Raw genomic sequence first — 19,589 nt, 5'->3', positions numbered from 1 at the left:
TGATACCCACCCGCCGTACCCTCATGGCAGCACTCGCCGCCGTCGGCACCCTCGCCTCCCTCACCGCCTGCGGAGGCGGTTCCAGCTCCTCGGACTCCTCGTCGGGCGGGTCCAAGGGCACGTACGCCTTCTGGGACCCCTACCCCCAGTTCAACGCCTCCTCGGCCTGGGGCAAGCTCGTGACCTCGTGCGGGACCAAGGCCGGGGTGAAGCTCAAGCGGACCTCCTACGACACCACCGACCTGGGCAACAAGGCCCTGCTGGCGGCCCAGCAGGGCAACGCGCCGGATGTGATGCTCGTCGACAACCCGGTCGTCTCCACGCTGGTGGAGGCGGGGATCCTCAACAAGACGAGCGACCTGGGGCTCGACACGGCGTCGATCCAGAAGAACATCATCGGCGCGGGCACCCTGGACGGCGCCTCGTACGGTGTGCCGATCGGCGCGAACACCCTGGCCCTCTACTACAACAAGAAGGTCCTCTCCGCCGCCGGCGTCGACCCCGCGTCCGTCAAGGACTGGAACTCCCTCACGGCCGCGCTGAAGAAGGTCAACGGGGCCGGCAAGAAGGGCATCACGTTCTCGGCGATCAACACCGAGGAGGGCAGCTTCCAGTTCCTGCCCTGGTTCTGGGGCGCGGGCGGCGATCTGACGAAGCTCGACTCCGCCAGGGGCGTCGCCGCGCTGTCCTTGTGGAAGCAGTGGGTCGACTCGGGGTACGCGCCCAAGGACGTCCTGCAGAACACGCAGACCACCAGCTGGCAGGAGTTCGCCACCGGCGACTACGCGTTCGGCGAGAACGGCACCTGGCAGCTGGGCAACGCGGAGAAGGCCGGTTTCGACTACGGCATCATCAACATCCCCGCGCAGAACGGCGGTTCGGCACCGGTGCCGACCGGCGGGGAGTTCGTGACCGTGCCCGTGCAGAAGGACACCGGGCGCTATGACGTCAGCAAGAAGATCGTCGCGTGTCTGACCAGCGACGCCAACCTGCTGCCGACCGACACGACACTGCAGTACGTCGCGCCCACGGCCGCCGTCCAGGCCCAGCAGGTCAAGCAGAACCCGAAGCTCAAGCCGTGGGTGGACGCGGTGGCCGCGGCCCGAGGCCGGACCAGTGGCGGCCTCGGCACCAAGTACCCGACGATCTCCCAGCCGATGTGGACCGCCGTCCAGGCGGCGCTGTCGGGCAGCAAGAGCCCGCAGGACGCCCTGGCCACCGCCCAGCAGAGCGCGCAGAAGGGCTAGGACCGGCATGACCATCGCCCGGGTCGACCGTCCGCGGCGGGCACCGGCCGCCGCGGCGGGGGCGAGCGGCGCCGACGCACCGTCCCTGCGCCGCCGTCAGCGGCGCAGGAGCCGCCTGACCGCGCTCGCCTTCGTCACCCCCCTGCTCGCCTACCTCGCCGCCTTCTACCTCTACCCGCTCTACCGCAACCTCGACCTGAGCCTGCGCGACTACACCGTGCGGTCGTTCGTGGCGGGCGACGCGCCGTTCTCCGGCTGGCACAACTTCCGCACGGTGCTGGACGATCCGACGTTCGGTCCGGCGATGCGGCACACGATGGTCTTCACCTTCGTGTCGATCGCCTTCCAGTACGCCATCGGGCTCGCCCTCGCGGTCTTCTTCAACCGCCACTTCCGGCTCGCGCCCACCCTGCGCGCGCTGTTCCTGATCCCGTGGCTGCTGCCGCTGATCGTGTCGGCGTCGACGTGGTCGTGGATGTTCAACAGCGAGTCGGGTGTGGTGAACTACCTCCTGCACTTCTTCGGTGTGGCGCCGGTCGGCTGGCTGACCTCGCCGGACTGGGCGCTGACGTCGGTGATCGTCGCCAACATCTGGATCGGCATCCCGTTCAACCTGGTGATCCTCTACAGCGGACTGCAGAACATCCCGGCCGAGCTGTACGAGGCGGCGTCCCTGGACGGGGCGAGCGCCTGGCAGCAGTTCCGCCGGATCACCTTCCCCCTGCTGCGCCCGGTGTCGGCGATCACCCTGCTGCTCGGGCTGGTCTACACGCTGAAGGTGTTCGACCTGATCTGGATCATGACCAAGGGCGGTCCGGGCGACGCCTCCTCGACCCTGGCGACGTGGTCGTACCAGCTCGGATTCGGCACCCTGCTGCCCAAGTTCGGCCCAGGGGCCGCGGTCGGCAACATCCTCATCCTCATCGCACTCGTCTTCGGGCTGCTGTACATCCGCGTCCAGAGGAGGCAGGAAGCGTGAAGTCCCCCTCCACCGGCCGCCGTCACACCGTCATCGGGGTCGTCCTCACCGCGCTCATGCTGTTCCCGGTGTACTGGATGGTGAACGTCTCGCTCACCCCGCAGCAGGACATGCGCAAGGACCCGCCCGACCTGTTGCCGCTGCACCCCACCTTCGAGGGCTACCGGGCCGTCCTGGACGACCAGTTGCCGTACCTCGGCACCAGCCTGCTGATCGGCCTGGGCACCGTCGCCCTGACCCTCGTCCTCGCGGCCCCGGCCGGCTACTCGCTGGCGAAACTCCGCCCGCGCGGGGGCGGCGGCCTGGGACTGGCTTTGCTGATCGCGCAGATGGTCCCCGGGATCGTCATGGCGATGGGCTTCTACGGCATCTTCCTGGACCTCGGTCTGCTCAACTCCTGGTGGGGGCTGATCATCGCGGACTCCACCATCGCCGTGCCGTTCGGCGTCATGATCTTCACGGCGTTCATGTCGGGCATCCCCGGCGAGCTGATCGCCGCCTCCCGGATCGACGGCGCCGGCACCTTCCGCACCTTCTGGTCGGTCGTGCTGCCGGTCAGCCGCAACGCCCTGGTCACCGTGTCCCTGTTCAGCTTCCTGTGGGCCTGGTCCGACTTCGTCTTCGCCAACACCCTCGACGGCGGCGGCGATCTACGGCCGATCACCCTCGGCATCTACAAGTACATCGGCAACAACAACCAGGAGTGGAACGCGATCATGGCCACCGCGGTGGTCGCGTCCGTGCCCGCGGCCGTCCTGCTGGTGCTCGCGCAGCGATACGTCGCCGCGGGTGTGACGGCAGGCGCCGTCAAGGACTAGGCCGTTCGTCGCCGGTCGTCCGCGGCCTCGCCGTGGTTGCTCGCGCAGTTCCCCGCACCCCTGAAGGGGCGCCCCCCCCAACCGACTCCGTGAGGAGAACCCCTGCCATGAGCCGCACAAGACCCCCCGTACGCCTGACCGCGGCACTGGGCGCCGCCGCCCTCACCGCGGCCGCGCTCGCCACCGCCTTCCCCGCCCAGGCGGCCCCCACCGCCTCCACCAACCTGGTCGTCAACGCCGCCCAGACCCTGCGCCCGGTCACCCACGTGGCCACCGGCAGCCTCTACGGTCTCGCCGACGCGAGCACCCCGGCCGACAGCCTGGTCACCCCGCTCAAGCCCAACACCTTCGTCCAGATGGCCCCGGGCGGCTCCCAGCTGCCCAACGGCGAACCGAAACCGGCGGGCGACGCCCTGGTGGTGGCCGCAAAGGCGGCGAAGGCGGGCGCCAAGGTGGTCGTGCGGATGCCGGACTGGTATCCGAACTTCCCCTACAAATGGGTGAGCTGGAGCGACTGGCTGTCCGCGGTGGACAAGCAGATCGCCTCCGTGCAGTCCTCCGGCGCCACGAACATCGCCGCGTACGAGCTGTGGAACGAGCCCGACTGGACCTGGGACACCACCAACGCGGGCGCGTTCGACGCCGGCTGGGCACGGACGTACAAGGAGGTCCGCGCCAAGGACACCAAGACGCCCATCCAAGGCCCCAGTTACTCCGCCTGGAACCAGTCCTGGATGAGCACCTTCCTCACCGACGCCAAGGCGAGCGGCACGGTGCCGGACATCATCGCCTGGCACGAGTTGCAGGGTTCGCAGAACATCGCCGCACACGTCTCCGCCTACCGCGCGCTGGAGTCGAGTCTCGGCATCAGCCCGCGGCCGATCGCGATCGAGGAGTACGGCACCCCGAGCGAGGTCGGCGTGCCCGGACCGCTGGTCGGCTATGTCGCCAAGTTCGAGCGGACCGGCGTTCACGACGCCGAGCTGGCCTTCTGGAACCACTACGGCACCCTCGGCGACACCCTGACCGACACCGGCGCCTCCCCGAACGGCTCGTACTGGCTCTACAAGTGGTACGGCGACATGTCGGGGAACATGCTGGTCACCACGCCTCCGGCGCAGACGGGCATCGACGGCTTCGCCTCCCTGAACGGCTCGGGCAACCAGATCAGCGTCGTCACCGGCGGCTGCACCGGTTCGTGCGCGGTCACCGTCAACGGCCTGTCCTCGCTGTCGGCCTTCGGCTCCACCGTGCACGTCAAGCTGGAGTACACCCCGTCCAAGGGCCGTACGACGGCGGTCTCCGGCCCGATCACCGTCTCGGACGCCGACTACACGGTGACCGGCGGGTCCATCACCGTGCCCGTCACCATGAACGCCTCCGACGGCTACCACCTGGTGATCACCCCCAGCGGTACCGCGACCTCGCTTGCCGGGCGCTACCAGATCACCAACAAGAACAGCGGGCTGGCACTGGACACCAGCGGCGCGGGCACCGCGCAGGGCACCGCCGTCGTCCAGGCCACCGCCGGCACCGGTACCGACCAGCACTGGACCCTGGTGGCCGCCGGAAACGGGTTGTACAAGATCCAGCAGCAGGCGAGCGGTCTGCTCCTGGGCATCACCAACATGAGTACCAGTGACGGCGGAACCGCGGTGATTTGGGGTGACAACGGCACGGCCGACCACCTGTGGCAGCTGGTCCCGGACGGCAGCGGCTACTACAAGATCGCCAACTACAACAGCGGTCTGCTGCTCGGCGTGAACAACATGAGCACCGCCTCCGGCGCCCAGGTCCTGCAGTGGACCGACAACGGCACGGCCGACCACCTGTGGAGGCTCACCTCCCGCTGAGCCGGGCCGGGGTGGCCCGGTCGAAGACCCGACGCCGGGCGTGCGCTTCGCACGCCCGGTGTCGGGGTCCGTCGTCAGCCGAACTGGCCGGGCTGGTAGTCGCCGGCCGGCTGCTGCACGAGGACGTTGAACCGGTTGTACATGTTGATCAGGGCGATGGCGGCCACCAGGGCCGCGAGCTGGTCCTCGTCATAGTGCTTGGCGGCGTTGGCCCACACCTCGTCCGGGACGCCGCCGGCCGCGTCGGCGATCCGGGTGCCCTGCTCCGTCAGCTCCAGGGCGGCCCGCTCGGCCTCGGTGAACACCTTGGCCTCGCGCCAGGCCGCCACCAGGTTGAGCCGCTGCTGCGTCTCCCCGGCGGCCAGGGCGTCCTTGGTGTGCATGTCGGTGCAGAAGCCGCAGCCGTTGATCTGGCTGGCCCGGAGCTTCACCAGTTCCTGCGTCGCCGCCGGCAGCGTGGACTCGGAGAGCGCCCGGCCCGCGGAGTTGACGTACCGGAAGATCTTGGCGGCAACGGGGTTCTCGAAGAGGTTGAGGCGAGCTTCCATGGTCCGCTCCTGTGTCGTCGTCGTGGGTTGCACCTCATTGACGGAGCAGCCCGACGGGATGTGACAGGACGGAATGTGACCTGCGCCTCACCAAGTGGAGCCGCGGGGCCGGGGTTCAGCCGAGCGCCTTCAGCAGTTCGGCGGCGAGCGGGGCGGAGGACGCCGGGTTCTGGCCGGTGACCAGGTTGCGGTCGACGACGACGTTCGGCGCCCACGGCTCGCCCGCCTGCACCTGCACGCCCGCCTCGGTCAGCCGGTCCTGCAGCAGCCACTTGGCCTTGTCGGCGAAGCCGGCCTGGGTCTCCTCTGCGTTGGTGAACGCCGCCACCCGGTATCCGGCGAAGGTGTTGGCGCCGTCCGCGCCGGTGGCGGCGAGCAGGGCGGCCGGGGCGTGGCAAACGACCCCGAGGGGCTTGCCGGACTCCAGGGCCGAGGTCAGCAGCCTGCCGGAGTCGGCGTTGACGGCGAGGTCCTCCATGGGGCCGTGGCCGCCGGGGTAGAAGACGGCGGCGTAGTCGTCGAGGTCGACGTCCTCCAGCCGGATCGGGTTCCGCAGCTCGTCCGCTGCGTCGAGCGCACCGGCGATCCGGTCGGCGTTCTCCTGGCCGCCGTTCACCTCGGCCGCGAGGCTGCCCTTGTCCACGGTCGGCACCACGCCGCCCGGGGTGGCCACGACGATCTCGTGGCCGGCGGCCTTGAACGCCTCGTAGGGGGCGACGGCCTCCTCGGCCCAGAAGCCGGTGGGGTGCAGGGTGCCGTCGGCCAGCGTCCAGTGGTCGGCGCCGGTCATCACGAACAGGATCTTCGACATGGTGTCTCTCTCGGTGGTCGCCGGTGGGGGGCCGTGCCGACCTCGCGCGAGCGGATCGCCGGCACGGCGATGCACCGACCGTAACCTCACCCACCCATTGGATTCCAATAGGCTCATACATATGAGGCATAGGGAGACCAATGGTCGGCAGGGATCGGAGCAGGTGGGCGCGGCGGCGCTGGACCTGAACCTGCTGCGCACGTTCCTGGCCGTCTACCGCACCGGTTCCTTCACGGCCGCGGCCCGCCTGCTCGGCCTGTCGCAGCCGACCGTCACCACACAGGTACGCACGCTGGAAAGGCAGTTGGGCCGGGAGCTGTTCGAGCGGCAGGCCCGCGGGGCCTCCCCCGTCCCCTACGCCGACGAGCTCGCCTCCCGCGTGGTGGAGCCGCTGGACTCCCTCGCCGCGGTCACCGGCCCCGGGCTCGCGGGCGAGGGCCGGCCGCCGGAGCCGGTGCACCTGGCCGGGCCGAACGAACTGCTCACCCGTTGCGTCCTGCCGGGGCTCGCGCCCCTGGTCGCCCGGGGGGTACGCCTGCGGGTCACGCCCGGCCTGACCGAGCCCCTCCTCGACGAGCTGCGCGCGGGCCGCTACGACTTGCTGATCGCGACCTTCCGGCCGCGCGGCCGCGCCCTGGCGGCGACCCCTCTCACCGACGAGGAGTTCATCCTGGTCGCCTCCCCCGCGTGGGCGGAGCGCGTCGGCGGCCCGGCCCGCGTCGCCGCCGACGGCCCCGCCGCCCTGCACGGCGTCCCGCTGATCGCGTACGCCGAGGACCTGCCGATCGTCCGCCGCTACTGGCGCCATGTCTTCGGCCGGCGGCTGGTGCATCAGGCCGCGGTCACGGTGCCCGACCTGCACGCGGTCCGGGCGGCGGTCCTCGGCGGTACGGGCTTCACGGTCCTCCCCCGCTACCTCTGCGCCGCCGATCTCGCCTCCGGCGCGCTGGTCCTGCTGCACGACCCGGACGACCCGCCGATCAACACCGGTTTCCTGGTGCAGCGCCCCGGCGCCTCGGCCAACCCGCACGTGGACCTCGTACGCGACCATCTGCTGCGGGCGGCACGGGACTGGTGAAGCCCGCGTTCGCGGTCATCGTGTCAAGGCGGCCCGTGCCGTCGCCAGCGCCTGCTCGGCGTAGCCGCGCCCGAACAGCACCGCGTGCACCAGCAGCGGGAACAGCTGGTGCAGTGCGACGCGCTCCCGCCAGCCGTCGGCGAGCGGCGCCGCCCGTCGGTAGCCGTCGAGGACGTCCTCCAGGTGCGGGCAGCCGAAGAGGTGGAGCATCGCCAGGTCGGTCTCCCGGTGACCGCCGTGCGCAGCCGGGTCGATCAGCCAGGCGTGTCCGTCGGCGCCCCACAGCACGTTGCCGTTCCACAGGTCGCCGTGCAGACGGGCGGGCGGCTCGGCGGGGCCGGCGAGTTCGGGCAGCCGTTCGCAGACGCGTTCCACCACGGCCGCCTCGGCGGGGCGGATCGTGCCGTCGTCGACGGCTGAGCGAAGGTACGGCAGTACACGGTGCTCGGCGTACCAGTGGGGCCAGTCGGTGCCGGTGGTGTTGCGCATGGGGGCGAGGCCGATGTACGCGTCCACGGGGCCGTCCGGCGGCGGCGCGCCGAACGCGGGGGCGCCGGCGGCGTGCAGAGCGGCCAGCCCACGCCCCAGCGCCCGTGCCGCCGCGGCCGTCGGCCGACCGCGCGGGACCAGGTCGGTGACCAGCCAGTTCTCGTCGTGTCCCCGTACCTCGGGCACCCGGACCGCGTCGGCCGCGGCCAGCCAGCGCAGCCCGGCCGCCTCGGCACGCACCGCGCCCGGAGCGTCGCCGCGCTTGACGACGACCGTCCGTCCGCCGTCGAGGCCGACCTCGGTGAGCGCCCCCGACAGCCGCCGCTCGCCCAGCACGCCGCACCCGGTGAACCGTGCCGCGACCGCGCCCGGCGTTCGCGCGCTCACGTGACGGCTCCGCTCATCGTCGTGACGGAAGGCGTCCGGACGAGGTGTGTCACGCGGGAGGGGAAGAGGCGCACGGGCTCCAGCGTACGGACGGGTCCCCGCCCGGGACGGTCGGCCGTGCCCGCGCTCATGGACCGCCCGGTCAGGGGTACCCGTGGCAGTGAAAGACCTCATTGTGAGGAGGTGACTCGGATGCTGTTCATCGGACTGCTCCTCCTCGGAGCCACCGGTGCCTTCACCGCTCTGGTGATCGCCGGCAACCTGTCCGGGGGGCCCGAGTACACCGTGTCGGTGCTGGGTCACCACATCGCCACGATGAACACGCTCGCCGTCTTCTGCTCCGGCCTGGCCCTGGCGCTCCTCTTCTGCTTGGCCCTGGCCATGCTGAGCGGGTCGCTCCACCGCCGACGCCGCAGGCCGCGGACGTACCGGCAGGAGGAGACCACCCACCTCGACGAGATGATGGGAGGGGACGCGCGCGCCTGAGCAGCCCCGTCCGGTGCGTGGCGTACGGGACACCGTCCGGAGCCGGCCCGCGCGGGCCCGGGGCCGGTCGGCGACTGAGGGTGTCCGGGGCGCTCAGCGGCGCCGCCACGGCAGCGTCGCCGGGTCCGTCCCGCCGTTCTCGGCCCGGTGCAGGGCGTCGCTGATGGCCTCGCCGATCTGCGCGAACTGCCGGACTTGCTCCGGTGTCAGGGCGTCGAACACCGCCTGCCGGACGGCCTCCACATGGCCGGGCGCGGCCCGCTCGAGCAGGGCCCGTCCCTCGCCCGTGAGGACGGCGAGCTGGCCGCGGCCGTCGGCGGGGTCCTCGCGCCGGTCCACCAATCCGGCCTCCCGAAGCCGGTTCACGGCGTGGGTGAGCCGACTGCGGGTGATCTTCAGCCGTTGGGCCAGGTCGGACATGCCGAGGGTGCCGTCGGGCGCCGCGGAGAGATGGACCAGCAGGCTGTAGTCGGCGTGCGTCACACCGGCGTCCCTCCGCAACTGCCGGTTGAGATGGTCGGCGAGCAGGGTGGAGAAGTCGACGTAGGCCAGCCAGGCCCGTCGCTCCTCGGCGTCGAGCCAGCGCGGCGTCACGGACATGCGCTCACTCTAGCCAGCTCCCGTTTGAAGGTTCACTCACAGCTCCGTGGCCGGTGACCCCGACGACGCACACCTTTGAACCCGCGCGAGTCGGCCATTCTGACCACGCGCCGACGACTGTCGCCCTGTCACCCCGCCCACCGGTACCCGCACCCCCACGGTCCGGCTCCCTATCGTGCCAAATACCCTATGACCTGCAGCTCTCGATAACCGCGACGATCTTCCGCTCACCGACCGCAGGGAGGTGCGCTCAGGCGTTCCGGCATTTCACCGAAGGTCCGGCACTGGCCGGATTGCTTTGCGCGTCGTGGGCGCGGTGACGTTGATCTGCCACTGTGCGCTCTTCCAGTGGGGGGCTTTTCGGCGTCGATCGAGGAGGGGACGCTCGTGCTGAGACGTGAGGCCTTGCGGCTGCCCAGGCATCCGGCTTCGGTCGGCTTCGCCCGGCATCAAGTCCGGCAGCATCTGGCCACCTGGGGGTACGCCGAGGACGACGCGCTCACGGAGGACGTCGTGCTGCTCGCCTCCGAGCTGGCCGCCAACGTCGTCCGGCACGGCCCCATACTGCAGCGGGAGTTCGAGCTGTCAGTGACGGCGCGGGCGGACGGCTCGTGCCTCATCGCCGTCTCCGACGCGAGCCCCGCGCAGCCCGTCCTGCAGGCCGCGCAGGGCGCGGACGACGAGCGCGGCCACGGTCTGCACCTGGTCGACCAGGTGGCGCGGACGTGGGGCGTACGGCACCGGGGGCGGCACGGCAAGACCGTGTGGGCGCTGGTGGGCGACGCCGCCCCATGAGGCGCTACTGCGCCAACTGGGGGTAGAGCGCCGCGAGTTCGCCCGACAGGCCCGCCTTCACCTGCCGCGACAGGTCGTCGGCCAGCACCTCGTACGCGCCGGTCTCGATGCCGTCGACGGCGAGCGCCGCGACGTCGCGGGCGGCGGACTTGGGTGCGTCGATGCGTGCGGTGAGGTCGGTGTCCACGTATCCGACGTGCAGGCCGGTCACCGCGATGCCGCGCGGCTGCAGCTCCAGGCGCAGTGAGTTGGTCTGCTGCCACAGGGCGGCCTTCGACGCGCTGTAGGAACCGGCGTTGCCCAGCCAGGACAGCACGGAGTGGACGTTGAGGACGTGCCCGCCGCCGTTGCGCTCGATGACCGGCACGAAGGCGCGGGTGACCAGCAGGGGCCCGTAGAAATTGATCTCGAACTCGCGGCGCACGTCGTCCACCGGGGTGGTCAGGAAGGGGCCGCCGACGGAGACTCCGGCGTTGTTGACCAGGACGGTGACGTCCTGGGCCTGCGCCGCGGCCGCCGCCACGGACTGCGGGTCGGTGACCTCCAGCGCCAGGGGTACGGTGTCGGGGTGCGTCACCGTGCGCGGGTCGCGGGCCGTCGCGTACACCTTGCCGGCGCCTCGCGCGTACAGCTCCTCCACCAGCGCCTTGCCGATGCCCCGGCTGCCGCCGGTGACGAGAACGACAGCGTCCTTGATCGCGGTCATGACTGACTCCCCAACTCGATGATCTCTCGGTAAACCGATCGGTTTCCACTCACTGTAAACCGATCGGTTTCCGAGTCTCAAGGCAGACGGGTGAGCCGACGGTCACACCTCGGCCGTCGGCTGTCCGCGGAAGAACGCGGGAGTGCTCCAGACCCTGCTCACGGGCGGCCGCCGGCGCCGGTCCGCGACTGCCGGAGCGTCTGCGCGCGGCCGTCGAGCCGCCGCAGAGCCGTCTCCCCCCACTGCACGTTGGCGCGCTCCAGGGCCAGGCCGCCCAGGAGCGTGAGGTAGGGGCCGATGCGTTCGACTTCGGCGAAGTACTCGTCCTCGTCCCGTCCGTCGAGCAGCCGCTCCCGCAGCCGCTCGTACCGGCCGAGCTTGGTCCTGGCCCGCTCGACGCGCTCGGCGACCGCGGCCCGTACGGCGTCGACGGCGTCCGCGTCGGCGATGTCCACGCACTGCACCTTGACCATCAGCTCGTCGCGGAGCGCCAGCGGCTTGGACGGGGCGGCGAGGACGTAGTCGCGCAGCACCTCGCGGCCGGCCTCGGTGAGCGAGAACAGCCGTTTGTTGGGGCGGCGTTCCTGGTGGACGACCCGCGCCGAGACGAGCCCCTCGCTCTCCATGCGCTCGAGTTCCCGGTACAGCTGCTGCGGTGTCGCCATCCAGAAGTTGGCGACGGAGGCCTCGAAGCCCTTGGCGAGGTCGTAGCCGGACGCCTCGCCCTCCAGGAGTGCGGCCATCACCGCGTTGCGCAATGCCATCGACCCAAATTACACCGCGTTGACTAATCAACACGGTGACTGATGGACGGGGTCGGGAAACATGGCCGCCAAGTCGTCCCAGCGTGAGAGGCGTTGACCAAACACCACCCCCACAGCACAATGAGCGCGCATCTTTGAGAGCGCTCTCAAGAGCAGCTCCTTCCCACACTCCCGAGGAGACCCATGACCGGCAGCCAAGGCCCTGGACTGAGCCGGCGCGCGCTCATCGGCACCGGACTCGGCGTCGGCGCCGCGGTCCTCACCACGGGCGGGACGGCGACGGCGGCGGACCGCACGGCCTCCGCCGCGCACCGGGCCTCCGCCTTCCTCGCCGCCGCCATGGACGCCTACCCGGAGCACGGCACGGTCCGGCTGGCCCAGAGCTACACCGACCAGGCAGGCCTGTTCAGCACCGCGTTCACCTACGACAACGCGCTCGTGATCCTCGCGAACCTCGCCACCGGCACGGCCGACGGCCGCTCCCGGGCGGTGGCGCTGGGCGACGCGCTGCTCTACGCCCAGGCACACGATCCCGCCCACGACGACGGCAGGCTGCGGCAGGCCTACAACGTCGGGCCGTACACCTTCTACGACGGTTCGGCGCAGCCTGACGGTTTCGTGCGGGCGGACGGAACGGCCAACGTGGGCACCCAGTTCGGCTTCACCGGCACCGCCGTGGGCGACATGGCGTGGGCCGGCATCGCGCTGAGCACCCTCGCCGGACGGACCGGCCAGCGGCGTTTCCGCACCGGCGCCGTGCGGATCGGCGAGTGGATCGAGCGCGTCGGCCGCACCGACGAGCCGCTCGGCGGCTACAAGTTCGGCGTGAACGGCGCCGACGAGAAGCTGCCCTTCACCTCCACCGAGCACAACACCGACCTGGTCGGCCTGTTCGGCCGGCTCGCCCGGCTGACCGGGGACAGGGTGTGGCTCGAACGGCGCTCGCGGGCCGCGGCCTTCGTGCGCCGGATGTGGGAGCCGTCCGGCGGGTTCTTCTACACCGGCACGAACGACGGTGTGACGATCAACCGGTCGCCGATCCCGGAGGACACCCAGACCTGGACCCACCTCGCCCTCTCCTCCCCCGCCCACTCCCCTTCGCTGGACTGGGCCGCGGCCGAACTCGCCGTCCGGGACAGCGCCGACCGCCCCAACAGCACGGTGCCGCAGGGGCAGTCGTACGAGGGCGTCACGTTCAGCTCGGCCAGTCCGGCGGCGAACGAGGACGCCCCGATCGCGTCGGGGCAGCCCAAGCCCGACCGCAACGGCGTCTGGTTCGAGGGGACCGCCCACCTGGCGCTGGCCCTGCGCTGCCGCCGGGCCCCCGGTGACGGGGCGCGGGCCCGCCGGCTGCTCGCCTCGATCGAGCGCGCGCAGGATCTGCTCGGCGGCGGCCAGACCCACGGGGGTACGGCGGTGGCCCAGGGCTCGGGCGTCGTCTCGGCGAGCAGCCCGCTCGACACCGGTTTCGGGTTCGGCTACTACCCCTACCGGCACACGGGCGCCACCGCCTGGTACCTGCTGGCGGCGGCCCGCGCGAACCCGCTGGCGGCCTGAGCGACGGTGTCGGGCGTCAGGCGGTGTAGCCGAGCTGGCGCCTCATGTACGGCGTCATGAGGGTCTTCGCCTTGGCCAGTACGGAGGTCCGGGCGCCGAGGACCGCGCTCGCGCCCGGCACCGGCAGGATGGTCAGCCCGTCGCCCGCGCCGAAGGGCACGATGACCGGGATGCGGTGGACGGGCCGGTAGAGGCGGGGTTCCCTGCGGTGTCTGCCCGCGCTGTTGAGGTAGGTGCGGATGTTCCAGGCGGCGAGGTCGGCCTGGGCGAGCGCGGCCGGGGTGATCTTGAGTTCGGTGGCGTCGTTGACATCACCGACCGCAAACACGTCCCGCCGCCCGTCGACCCGCAGGGTGCGGTCGACCTTGACGTGCCCGGCCGCGTTGAGCCAGTCGCCGTGGCCGCCGAGCCGCAGCCAGAGGGTGTTGGGCGTGGTGCCGGTGGCCCAGAAGGACAGGTCGGCGGCGATGATGTTGCCGCGTGCGTCGCGGTAGGTGCCGAAGTCGTTGCCGGGCGACATGAAGGAGTCGAGCCGTACCTCCACGTCGTGGGCCTCCAGCCAGGCCCGCGCCCGGCGTCCGGCGCGCTCGACGCCGGTGTTGTGCAGGAGCTCGGTGCCCGAGTGGGCGAGGGTGATCCGGACGTCCGGCCGGGCCAGGCGTATCTCGGCACTGAGTTCGACCCCGGAGGGGCCGCCGCCGACGACCAGGACGTGTTCGGCGCCGGCGATCTTCTGCTGGTGCCCCGCGAACGTCTTGAGGGTCTCCTCCGTGGTGGTTCCGGTGAAGCGGGCCGGTTCGGGGTAGTCGGCGCCGGTGGCGATCACGACCACGTCGTACGGCAGCCGCTCCCCCGTCGCCAGTACGACCTGACGCTCGGCGGTGTCGATCCGCAGGGCCTTGCCCACCACCACCCGGCCGTTGGCCAGCAGCCGGTCGTAGGGGATGAAGGGGGTCACCGACCACTCGGGGCGGACACCGGCCCGCAGCGAGGCGATGCGGTGGAAGAAGACGTCCTTGCGGTCCACCAGCGTGACCCGCGCGGTCGCGTCCAGTCGTCTGGCCACGCGGACGCCCGCGTAGCCGCCGCCGATCACCACTATGTCGCTGTCGTGCACAACGACTCTCCTGTGCCTGCTCGTGGGGAAGCGAGCAGCCGGACGCGTGGGGCTTCCTCGGCCACTCGGACTGGCGACGAGCGTAGCGCTTGAACTCTAAAGCTTCCATGGAGGCGTGTGCGCATTGTGTGAAGCGTGGCGGGGCGTTCGCGCCCCCTACGGCGGAGGGCCGGCCCGGCGCCCTGCGGCGCGGACCGGCCCTCCTGCGCGCTCTGCGTCAGTCCGTGCCGGACTCCATGGCGGCGCGGTCCAGCAGCGCCTCGTCCGCGGAGACCTCACCCCGGGAGGCGATGGCCTCGGCGCCGCCCTCGGGCAGCTCCGGCATGGTGCCGATGAGCCCGGTCGCGGCGGCCTGGGAGGCGCCGATGGTGGGGCTGCCGGTGCCGATCAGACCGAGACCGACGTACTGCTCCAGCTTGGCGCGGGAGTCGGCGATGTCGAGGTTGCGCATGGTCAGCTGGCCGATGCGGTCGACCGGGCCGAACGCGGAGTCCTCGGTGCGCTCCATCGACAGCTTGTCGGGGTGGTAGCTGAACGCCGGGCCCGTGGTGTCGAGGATCGAGTAGTCCTCGCCGCGCCGCAGCCGCAGGGTGACCTCGCCGGTGATCGCCGAGCCGACCCAGCGCTGCAGCGACTCGCGGATCATCAGCGCCTGCGGGTCCAGCCAGCGGCCCTCGTACATCAGCCGGCCGAGGCGGCGGCCCTCGTTGTGGTACTGGGCGAGGGTGTCCTCGTTGTGGATGGCGTTGACCAGGCGCTCGTAGGCCGCGTGCAGCAGGGCCATGCCGGGGGCCTCGTAGATGCCGCGGCTCTTGGCCTCGATGATGCGGTTCTCGATCTGGTCGGACATGCCCAGTCCGTGCCGGCCGCCGATGGCGTTGGCCTCCATCACCAGGTCGACGGCGGAGGCGAACTCCTTGCCGTTGACCGTAACCGGGCGCCCCTGGTCGAAGCCGATCGTCACGTCCTCTGGTGCGATCTCGACGGTGGGGTCCCAGAACCGGACGCCCATGATGGGCTCCACGGTCTCGATGCCGGTGTCCAGGTGCTCCAGGGTCTTGGCCTCGTGGGTGGCGCCCCAGATGTTGGCGTCGGTGGAGTACGCCTTCTCCGTGCTGTCGCGGTAGGGGAGCTGGTGCGCGACCAGCCACTCGGACATCTCCTTGCGGCCGCCGAGCTCGGTCACGAAGTCCGCGTCGAGCCACGGCTTGTAGATCCGCAGATTGGGGTTGGCGAGCAGGCCGTAGCGGTAGAACCGCTCGATGTCGTTGCCCTTGAAGGTCGAGCCGTCGCCCCAGATCTGGACGTCGTCCTCGAGCATCGCCCGCACCAGGAGCGTGCCGGTGACGGCACGGCCGAGCGGGGTGGTGTTGAAATAGGCGCGTCCGCCGGAGCGGATGTGGAACGCGCCGCAGGTGAGTGCGGCCAGGCCCTCCTCGACCAGCGCGGCACGGCAGTCGACCAGGCGCGCGATCTCGGCACCGTAGTTCTTCGCGCGACCGGGCACCGAGGCGATGTCGGGCTCGTCGTACTGGCCGATGTCGGCGGTGTAGGTGCACGGGACGGCGCCCTTGTCGCGCATCCAGGCGACCGCGACGGAGGTGTCGAGGCCGCCGGAGAAGGCGATACCGACGCGCTCGCCGGCGGGCAGGGAGGTGAGGACCTTGGACATAGGAAGAGTATGCATGATGGCGCATGGTCATGCAAAGCCGGGTTGTGGAACCGATACGGTCCGGTCATGGCAGCCAGAATCGATCTGACCCTCGACTGCGCGGACGCCCGGCTCCTGGCCCGCTTCTGGAAGACGGCGCTGGGCTACGTCGACGAGCCGCCGCCCGCTCCCTTCGCCACCCGCGAGGAGTGGCTCGCCCAGTTCGACCTCCCGGAGGACGAGTCGGCGGACGACGCCGCGTGGCTCTGCGCCCCCGACGGCACCGGCCCCCGCCTGTCCATCCTGAGGGTGCCCGAACCCAAGACGGCGAAGAACCGGCTCCACATCGACATCCGGGTACCGGGGCACGGCGGCCCCGAGGAGCGGTGGGCGCGGATCAGGGCGGAGGCCGGGCGGCTGGTGGCGGCCGGCGGGCGCGTCCTTCACGAGTTCGACGGGCATCACATCGTGATGGCCGACCCGGAGGGCAACGAGTTCTGCGTCGCCGCCGCGTCCCCGGGCTGATCCCTCACCGCAGGTCGAGCCGCATCAGCACCCGGGGACGGCCGGCCAGCACCGAGGTGGTGTCGGCGGCGTGGACGAACCCGGCGCGCTCGAAGTTCGCCCGGATTCCGGCGTAGGCCATGGTGGTGTCCACCCGGCCGCCGCCGCTGTCGAGCGGGTAGGCCTCGATCGCCGGGGCGCCCTGGGCGCGGGCGAAGTCGACCGCGCCGGCGATGAGGGCGTGCGAGACGCCCTGTCCGCGGTGGCCCGGGCGGACCCGGATGCACCACAGCGACCAGACCGGCAGGTCGTCGACGTGCGGGATCGTCCGGCTGCGCGCGTAGGAGGTGGCCGCGCGCGGGGCGACGGCCGCCCAGCCGACCGGTTCGTCACCGTCGTAGGCGAGCACACCGGGCGGCGGGGAGTTACGGCACAGCTCGGCGACGTACTCCCCGCGGGCCGGCCCCCGAAGCGTGCGGTCGAGCTTCGACGGGATGCGGTGACTGAGGCACCAACAGACGGTGGCGCCGGGGGACTTGGGGCCCAGCACCGAACGGACGTCCGCGAAGGCCGAAGCCGGGCGCACCTCGATGGTCATGCCACCACGGTGCCACGGGCCGCCGGTCCGCGCTCTGCTTCAGCGCACCAGGCAGGGGCGTTCGGGGTCGAACTCCCGGTCCTCGACCACGTAGCGCATGCCGATCGCGGCGTCACGGCCCGACAGCGCCTCGGCGCGGTAGAGCTCGTGGGCCGCCATGAGCCGGTCGGGGTCGAGGCGGATACCCAGACCTGGGGCGTCGGACACGGCGACCTCGCCGCCGACGATGCACGGCGGTTCGACGGTGAGCCGCTCTCGCCGGGCGGGCCGTCAGAGCCAGGGCGCCTGCCATGCCTCGGCCGGGGTCAACGGGACGGGCGCCGGACGCGTCGCCGTCGTCCGGAGTGTCACGCGGCGGCCCTCGGTCGCCGAGCGCAGCAGGGCGGTCATCGTCTCCAGGACGTGCAGGGCGAGTTCGCCGCCGGCGCGGGGTCGGCCGCCGTGGAGGAAGTCGAGCAGGCCGATGCCGCGACTGCCGCCGGCGTATCCCGCCGACGGTTCGAGCTCGTGCCAGTCGGTCCCGCCCAGCGGGAAGTGGCGCACCCGGCCGTCGAAGTGGTTGGGGTCGGGGACCGCGAGCGTGCCCGTCTCGCCGTGGACCTCGATGGGGGCTGCCGTGGTCGCGACGCCGTCGAAGCTCGTGGTGAGGGTGGACAGGGCGCCGTTGTCGTGTTCGAGGACGCCGGAGACATGGGTGTCCACCTCGACCGCGATCCGCTCCCCCTGGCGCGGCCCGGAGCCGATGACCCGCGCTCCGCGCAGCCGGGCGGCCGCCCCGGTCACCGCCCGGACCGGGCCGAGGAGTTGGACGAGGGCGGAGATGTAGTAGGGCCCCATGTCCAGCAGCGGGCCGCCGCCCTGGGCGTAGTAGAAGTCGGGGTGGGGATGCCAGCGTTCGTGGCCCGGTGTGACCATGACGGCCTGGGCGGCGAGCGGGCGGCCGACGAGGCCCTTGTCGAGGGCGGCGCGGGCCGTCTGGGTGCCGGTGCCCAGGACCGTGTCAGGAGCACAGCCGACCAGGGTGCCCGCCTTCGTGGCGGCGTCGACGACGGCCTGTCCGCCGGCGAAGGTGTCGGCCAGCGGCTTCTCGGTGTACACGTGCTTGCCGTGCGCGATGGCCCCGAGGGCGATGTCGGCGTGGGCGGCGGGGGTGGTGAGGTTGAGCACCGTCCGGATGTCGGGGGCTTCGAGCAGTTCCTCGACGCTCGACTGCCGTGCGCCGGGGAGCCGTTGGGCGGTCTCCTGCGCGCGGGAGCTGTCGAGGTCGGCGACCGCGACGATCTCGACGTCGGGGTGGGGAGCCAGGGTGTCGAGATAGGCGCGGGATATGAAGCCGAGTCCTACGATGCCGATGCGGTGCGCGTCGCCCACAGCATTCCCCTCTCGACGACGGTGCGGACACTGGGGTGTTGCAGTACGTCCAGGCTGTGCCCCGGCGTCGTGACGACGACGCGTCCGGCGCCCCAGCGGCGGGTCCAGATCGCCGGCGAAATCACCGGCCGGTGCCAGGGCTCGTACGGCCGTACCGGATGGGTGGTGGTGGCCAGGACGTCGATCAGGTCGTCGTGCAGCACCCAGTACTGCTCGGTCTCCAGCTCGAAGTCCGCCAGTCCGGCGGTGATCGGATGGGTGCGGCCGAGTTCGGTGACGTGCACGGTGTGGGGCAGGAAGTTGTCCTCCGCCGCTCCTCGCCGCAGACAGGGCTCCTTGCCGGGATGGGTGGCGAACTGGCCGCCGACCAGGTGCAGATAGTCGGAGGAGGCACGGAAGGAGTCGGCGATGCCGCCGTGCCAGCCGGTGAAACCGGTGCCGGCGGCGACCGCCGCGCCGAGACCGGCCAATTGCCCGGCGGTGATCTCCGACATGGTGACGCACTGCACGACGAGGTCGGTCCGCTCCATCTCGGCGGCGTCGCCGTAGACCGCGGTCGACTCCTCGACCCTCACCTCGTAGCCGTTGTCCCGCAGGAAGGGGATGAACAGCTCGGTGGCCTCGACCGGCCGGTGTCCCTCCCACCCGCCGCGGACCACCAGGGTCCTCTTCTGCGCCATGACACTCCCTCGTACGGCAACTCCTGTCATCTTCCCGGCCCTTGTGGGCTCGTACACATGGGCGACTCCGGTATCCGGCGCACCGGGCGCCCCGCTTGAGAGGATTGGGGCATGGCCGACTCACCTCTGCAGATCAATGCCCTCATCGTCGACGCCGTGGACCCCGAGCGGCTCGCCGCGTTCTGGTCGGAGCTGCTCGGCCGCCCCGTCGTGGGCCGCACCGGCCCGTACGTCTGGCTGCGGCGGGACAAAGGCCTGGGGCTGGGCTTCCAGCGCACGACCGCGGCCAAGGCGGGCAAGAACCGGATGCACTTCGACGTGACCTCGCCCGATCCGGCGGCGGAGCAGCAGCGGGTCGAGCGGCTCGGCGGGCGCCGGCTGGAGCAGTACGCCGAGGGCGGGTTCCTGGTGATGGCGGACCCCGAGGGCAACGAGTTCTGCGTCATCCCCGAGGGTCCCTTCGAACTCGACGACGAGGGGCGGACGGACTACCTGCGGTGAACAGTGGCCGAATTCTCGCCCTTGCCCCGGTCAGGACCCGGTCAGGGGG

At 71.4% G+C, this 19,589-nt stretch carries 21 protein-coding genes and 1 pseudogene; 10 read left to right on the top strand and 12 right to left on the bottom strand.

Annotated features, from left to right (window positions below; translation table 11 throughout):
* The first annotated feature begins 23 nt into the window (after nucleotides 1-23).
* From FBY22_RS12830 to FBY22_RS12815, 4 genes are all read left to right on the top strand, one after another.
* On the top strand, nucleotides 24-1,247 hold the full coding sequence (locus FBY22_RS12830) for an extracellular solute-binding protein (RefSeq protein WP_142145174.1): 1,224 nt from the start codon (nucleotides 24-26) through the stop codon (nucleotides 1,245-1,247).
* Nucleotides 1,248-1,254: 7 nt separating this feature from the next.
* The gene (locus tag FBY22_RS12825) at nucleotides 1,255-2,226 is read left to right on the top strand and encodes a carbohydrate ABC transporter permease (protein WP_142145172.1); all 972 of its coding nucleotides are present in this window, start codon (nucleotides 1,255-1,257) and stop codon (nucleotides 2,224-2,226) included.
* A gap of 56 nt (nucleotides 2,227-2,282) precedes the next feature.
* The gene (locus FBY22_RS12820) at nucleotides 2,283-3,044 is read left to right on the top strand and encodes a carbohydrate ABC transporter permease (protein ID WP_384811192.1); all 762 of its coding nucleotides are present in this window, start codon (nucleotides 2,283-2,285) and stop codon (nucleotides 3,042-3,044) included.
* Between the two features lie 107 nt (nucleotides 3,045-3,151).
* A complete protein-coding gene (locus FBY22_RS12815; RefSeq protein WP_142145168.1) occupies nucleotides 3,152-4,897 on the top strand; it encodes an RICIN domain-containing protein in 1,746 nt (581 codons plus the stop codon).
* Nucleotides 4,898-4,971: 74 nt separating this feature from the next.
* On the opposite strand, the gene FBY22_RS12810 is transcribed toward FBY22_RS12815, so the two are convergent.
* Both FBY22_RS12810 and FBY22_RS12805 read right to left on the bottom strand, forming a co-directional pair.
* A complete protein-coding gene (locus FBY22_RS12810; RefSeq protein ID WP_142145166.1) occupies nucleotides 4,972-5,445 on the bottom strand; it encodes a carboxymuconolactone decarboxylase family protein in 474 nt (157 codons plus the stop codon).
* A 115-nt stretch (nucleotides 5,446-5,560) separates the two neighbouring features.
* Nucleotides 5,561-6,256 (bottom strand): type 1 glutamine amidotransferase domain-containing protein, encoded by a 696-nt coding sequence (locus FBY22_RS12805; RefSeq protein WP_142145164.1) that lies wholly within the window; start codon nucleotides 6,254-6,256, stop codon nucleotides 5,561-5,563.
* A gap of 121 nt (nucleotides 6,257-6,377) precedes the next feature.
* Between FBY22_RS12805 and FBY22_RS12800 the strand changes: the two genes are divergently transcribed.
* Nucleotides 6,378-7,334 carry a LysR family transcriptional regulator gene (locus FBY22_RS12800; protein WP_142145162.1) on the top strand — a complete coding sequence of 319 codons (957 nt, stop codon included), beginning with the start codon at nucleotides 6,378-6,380 and terminating at the stop codon, nucleotides 7,332-7,334.
* Nucleotides 7,335-7,349: 15 nt separating this feature from the next.
* Here the strand turns inward: FBY22_RS12800 and FBY22_RS12795 are convergent, their stop codons facing one another.
* Nucleotides 7,350-8,210, bottom strand: coding sequence for a fructosamine kinase family protein (locus FBY22_RS12795; protein WP_142145160.1), 861 nt, complete (start codon nucleotides 8,208-8,210; stop codon nucleotides 7,350-7,352).
* Nucleotides 8,211-8,402: 192 nt separating this feature from the next.
* On the opposite strand from FBY22_RS12795, the gene FBY22_RS12790 reads away from it, so the two are divergent.
* Nucleotides 8,403-8,696 (top strand): hypothetical protein, encoded by a 294-nt coding sequence (locus tag FBY22_RS12790; protein ID WP_260844817.1) that lies wholly within the window; start codon nucleotides 8,403-8,405, stop codon nucleotides 8,694-8,696.
* Nucleotides 8,697-8,789: 93 nt separating this feature from the next.
* Here the strand turns inward: FBY22_RS12790 and FBY22_RS12785 are convergent, their stop codons facing one another.
* Nucleotides 8,790-9,296, bottom strand: coding sequence for a MarR family winged helix-turn-helix transcriptional regulator (locus FBY22_RS12785; protein WP_142145158.1), 507 nt, complete (start codon nucleotides 9,294-9,296; stop codon nucleotides 8,790-8,792).
* A gap of 387 nt (nucleotides 9,297-9,683) precedes the next feature.
* Here FBY22_RS12785 and FBY22_RS12780 point away from each other — a divergent pair, with 387 nt between their 5' ends.
* Entirely contained in the window at nucleotides 9,684-10,091 is a 408-nt protein-coding gene (locus FBY22_RS12780) for an ATP-binding protein (RefSeq protein WP_142145156.1), read from the top strand.
* Nucleotides 10,092-10,095: 4 nt separating this feature from the next.
* Here the strand turns inward: FBY22_RS12780 and FBY22_RS12775 are convergent, their stop codons facing one another.
* Nucleotides 10,096-10,797, bottom strand: coding sequence for an SDR family oxidoreductase (locus FBY22_RS12775; protein ID WP_142145154.1), 702 nt, complete (start codon nucleotides 10,795-10,797; stop codon nucleotides 10,096-10,098).
* Nucleotides 10,798-10,955: 158 nt separating this feature from the next.
* Nucleotides 10,956-11,561 carry a PadR family transcriptional regulator gene (locus FBY22_RS12770; RefSeq protein WP_142145152.1) on the bottom strand — a complete coding sequence of 202 codons (606 nt, stop codon included), beginning with the start codon at nucleotides 11,559-11,561 and terminating at the stop codon, nucleotides 10,956-10,958.
* A 183-nt stretch (nucleotides 11,562-11,744) separates the two neighbouring features.
* On the opposite strand from FBY22_RS12770, the gene FBY22_RS12765 reads away from it, so the two are divergent.
* Nucleotides 11,745-13,118 (top strand): Tat pathway signal sequence domain protein, encoded by a 1,374-nt coding sequence (locus FBY22_RS12765; RefSeq protein ID WP_142145150.1) that lies wholly within the window; start codon nucleotides 11,745-11,747, stop codon nucleotides 13,116-13,118.
* 16 nt (nucleotides 13,119-13,134) lie between these two features.
* Here the strand turns inward: FBY22_RS12765 and FBY22_RS12760 are convergent, their stop codons facing one another.
* Both FBY22_RS12760 and argG read right to left on the bottom strand, forming a co-directional pair.
* Nucleotides 13,135-14,235 (bottom strand): NAD(P)/FAD-dependent oxidoreductase, encoded by a 1,101-nt coding sequence (locus FBY22_RS12760; RefSeq protein WP_142145148.1) that lies wholly within the window; start codon nucleotides 14,233-14,235, stop codon nucleotides 13,135-13,137.
* 217 nt (nucleotides 14,236-14,452) lie between these two features.
* A complete protein-coding gene (gene argG, locus FBY22_RS12755) occupies nucleotides 14,453-15,907 on the bottom strand; it encodes an argininosuccinate synthase (RefSeq protein ID WP_142145146.1) in 1,455 nt (484 codons plus the stop codon).
* 66 nt (nucleotides 15,908-15,973) lie between these two features.
* Here argG and FBY22_RS12750 point away from each other — a divergent pair, with 66 nt between their 5' ends.
* On the top strand, nucleotides 15,974-16,411 hold the full coding sequence (locus tag FBY22_RS12750; protein WP_142145145.1) for a VOC family protein: 438 nt from the start codon (nucleotides 15,974-15,976) through the stop codon (nucleotides 16,409-16,411).
* A 4-nt stretch (nucleotides 16,412-16,415) separates the two neighbouring features.
* Here the strand turns inward: FBY22_RS12750 and FBY22_RS12745 are convergent, their stop codons facing one another.
* From FBY22_RS12745 to FBY22_RS12730, 4 genes and pseudogenes are all read right to left on the bottom strand, one after another.
* Entirely contained in the window at nucleotides 16,416-16,988 is a 573-nt protein-coding gene (locus FBY22_RS12745) for a GNAT family N-acetyltransferase (RefSeq protein ID WP_142145143.1), read from the bottom strand.
* Between the two features lie 39 nt (nucleotides 16,989-17,027).
* A pseudogene (gene gudD / locus FBY22_RS12740) lies at nucleotides 17,028-17,243 on the bottom strand (glucarate dehydratase); the annotation flags it as partial.
* 15 nt (nucleotides 17,244-17,258) lie between these two features.
* The gene (locus FBY22_RS12735; protein WP_142145141.1) at nucleotides 17,259-18,359 is read right to left on the bottom strand and encodes a Gfo/Idh/MocA family protein; all 1,101 of its coding nucleotides are present in this window, start codon (nucleotides 18,357-18,359) and stop codon (nucleotides 17,259-17,261) included.
* Nucleotides 18,329-19,039 carry a ThuA domain-containing protein gene (locus tag FBY22_RS12730; RefSeq protein ID WP_142145139.1) on the bottom strand — a complete coding sequence of 237 codons (711 nt, stop codon included), beginning with the start codon at nucleotides 19,037-19,039 and terminating at the stop codon, nucleotides 18,329-18,331. The genes FBY22_RS12735 and FBY22_RS12730 overlap by 31 nt, the downstream gene beginning before the upstream one ends.
* Nucleotides 19,040-19,150: 111 nt before the next feature.
* Between FBY22_RS12730 and FBY22_RS12725 the strand changes: the two genes are divergently transcribed.
* Nucleotides 19,151-19,540 (top strand): VOC family protein, encoded by a 390-nt coding sequence (locus tag FBY22_RS12725; RefSeq protein ID WP_142145137.1) that lies wholly within the window; start codon nucleotides 19,151-19,153, stop codon nucleotides 19,538-19,540.
* The last annotated feature ends 49 nt before the right edge of the window (nucleotides 19,541-19,589 follow it).

It is taken from the genome of Streptomyces sp. SLBN-31, assembly GCF_006715395.1.
GTDB lineage: Bacteria > Actinomycetota > Actinomycetes > Streptomycetales > Streptomycetaceae > Streptomyces.
This window is presented reverse-complemented; position numbering and strand designations above follow the sequence as displayed.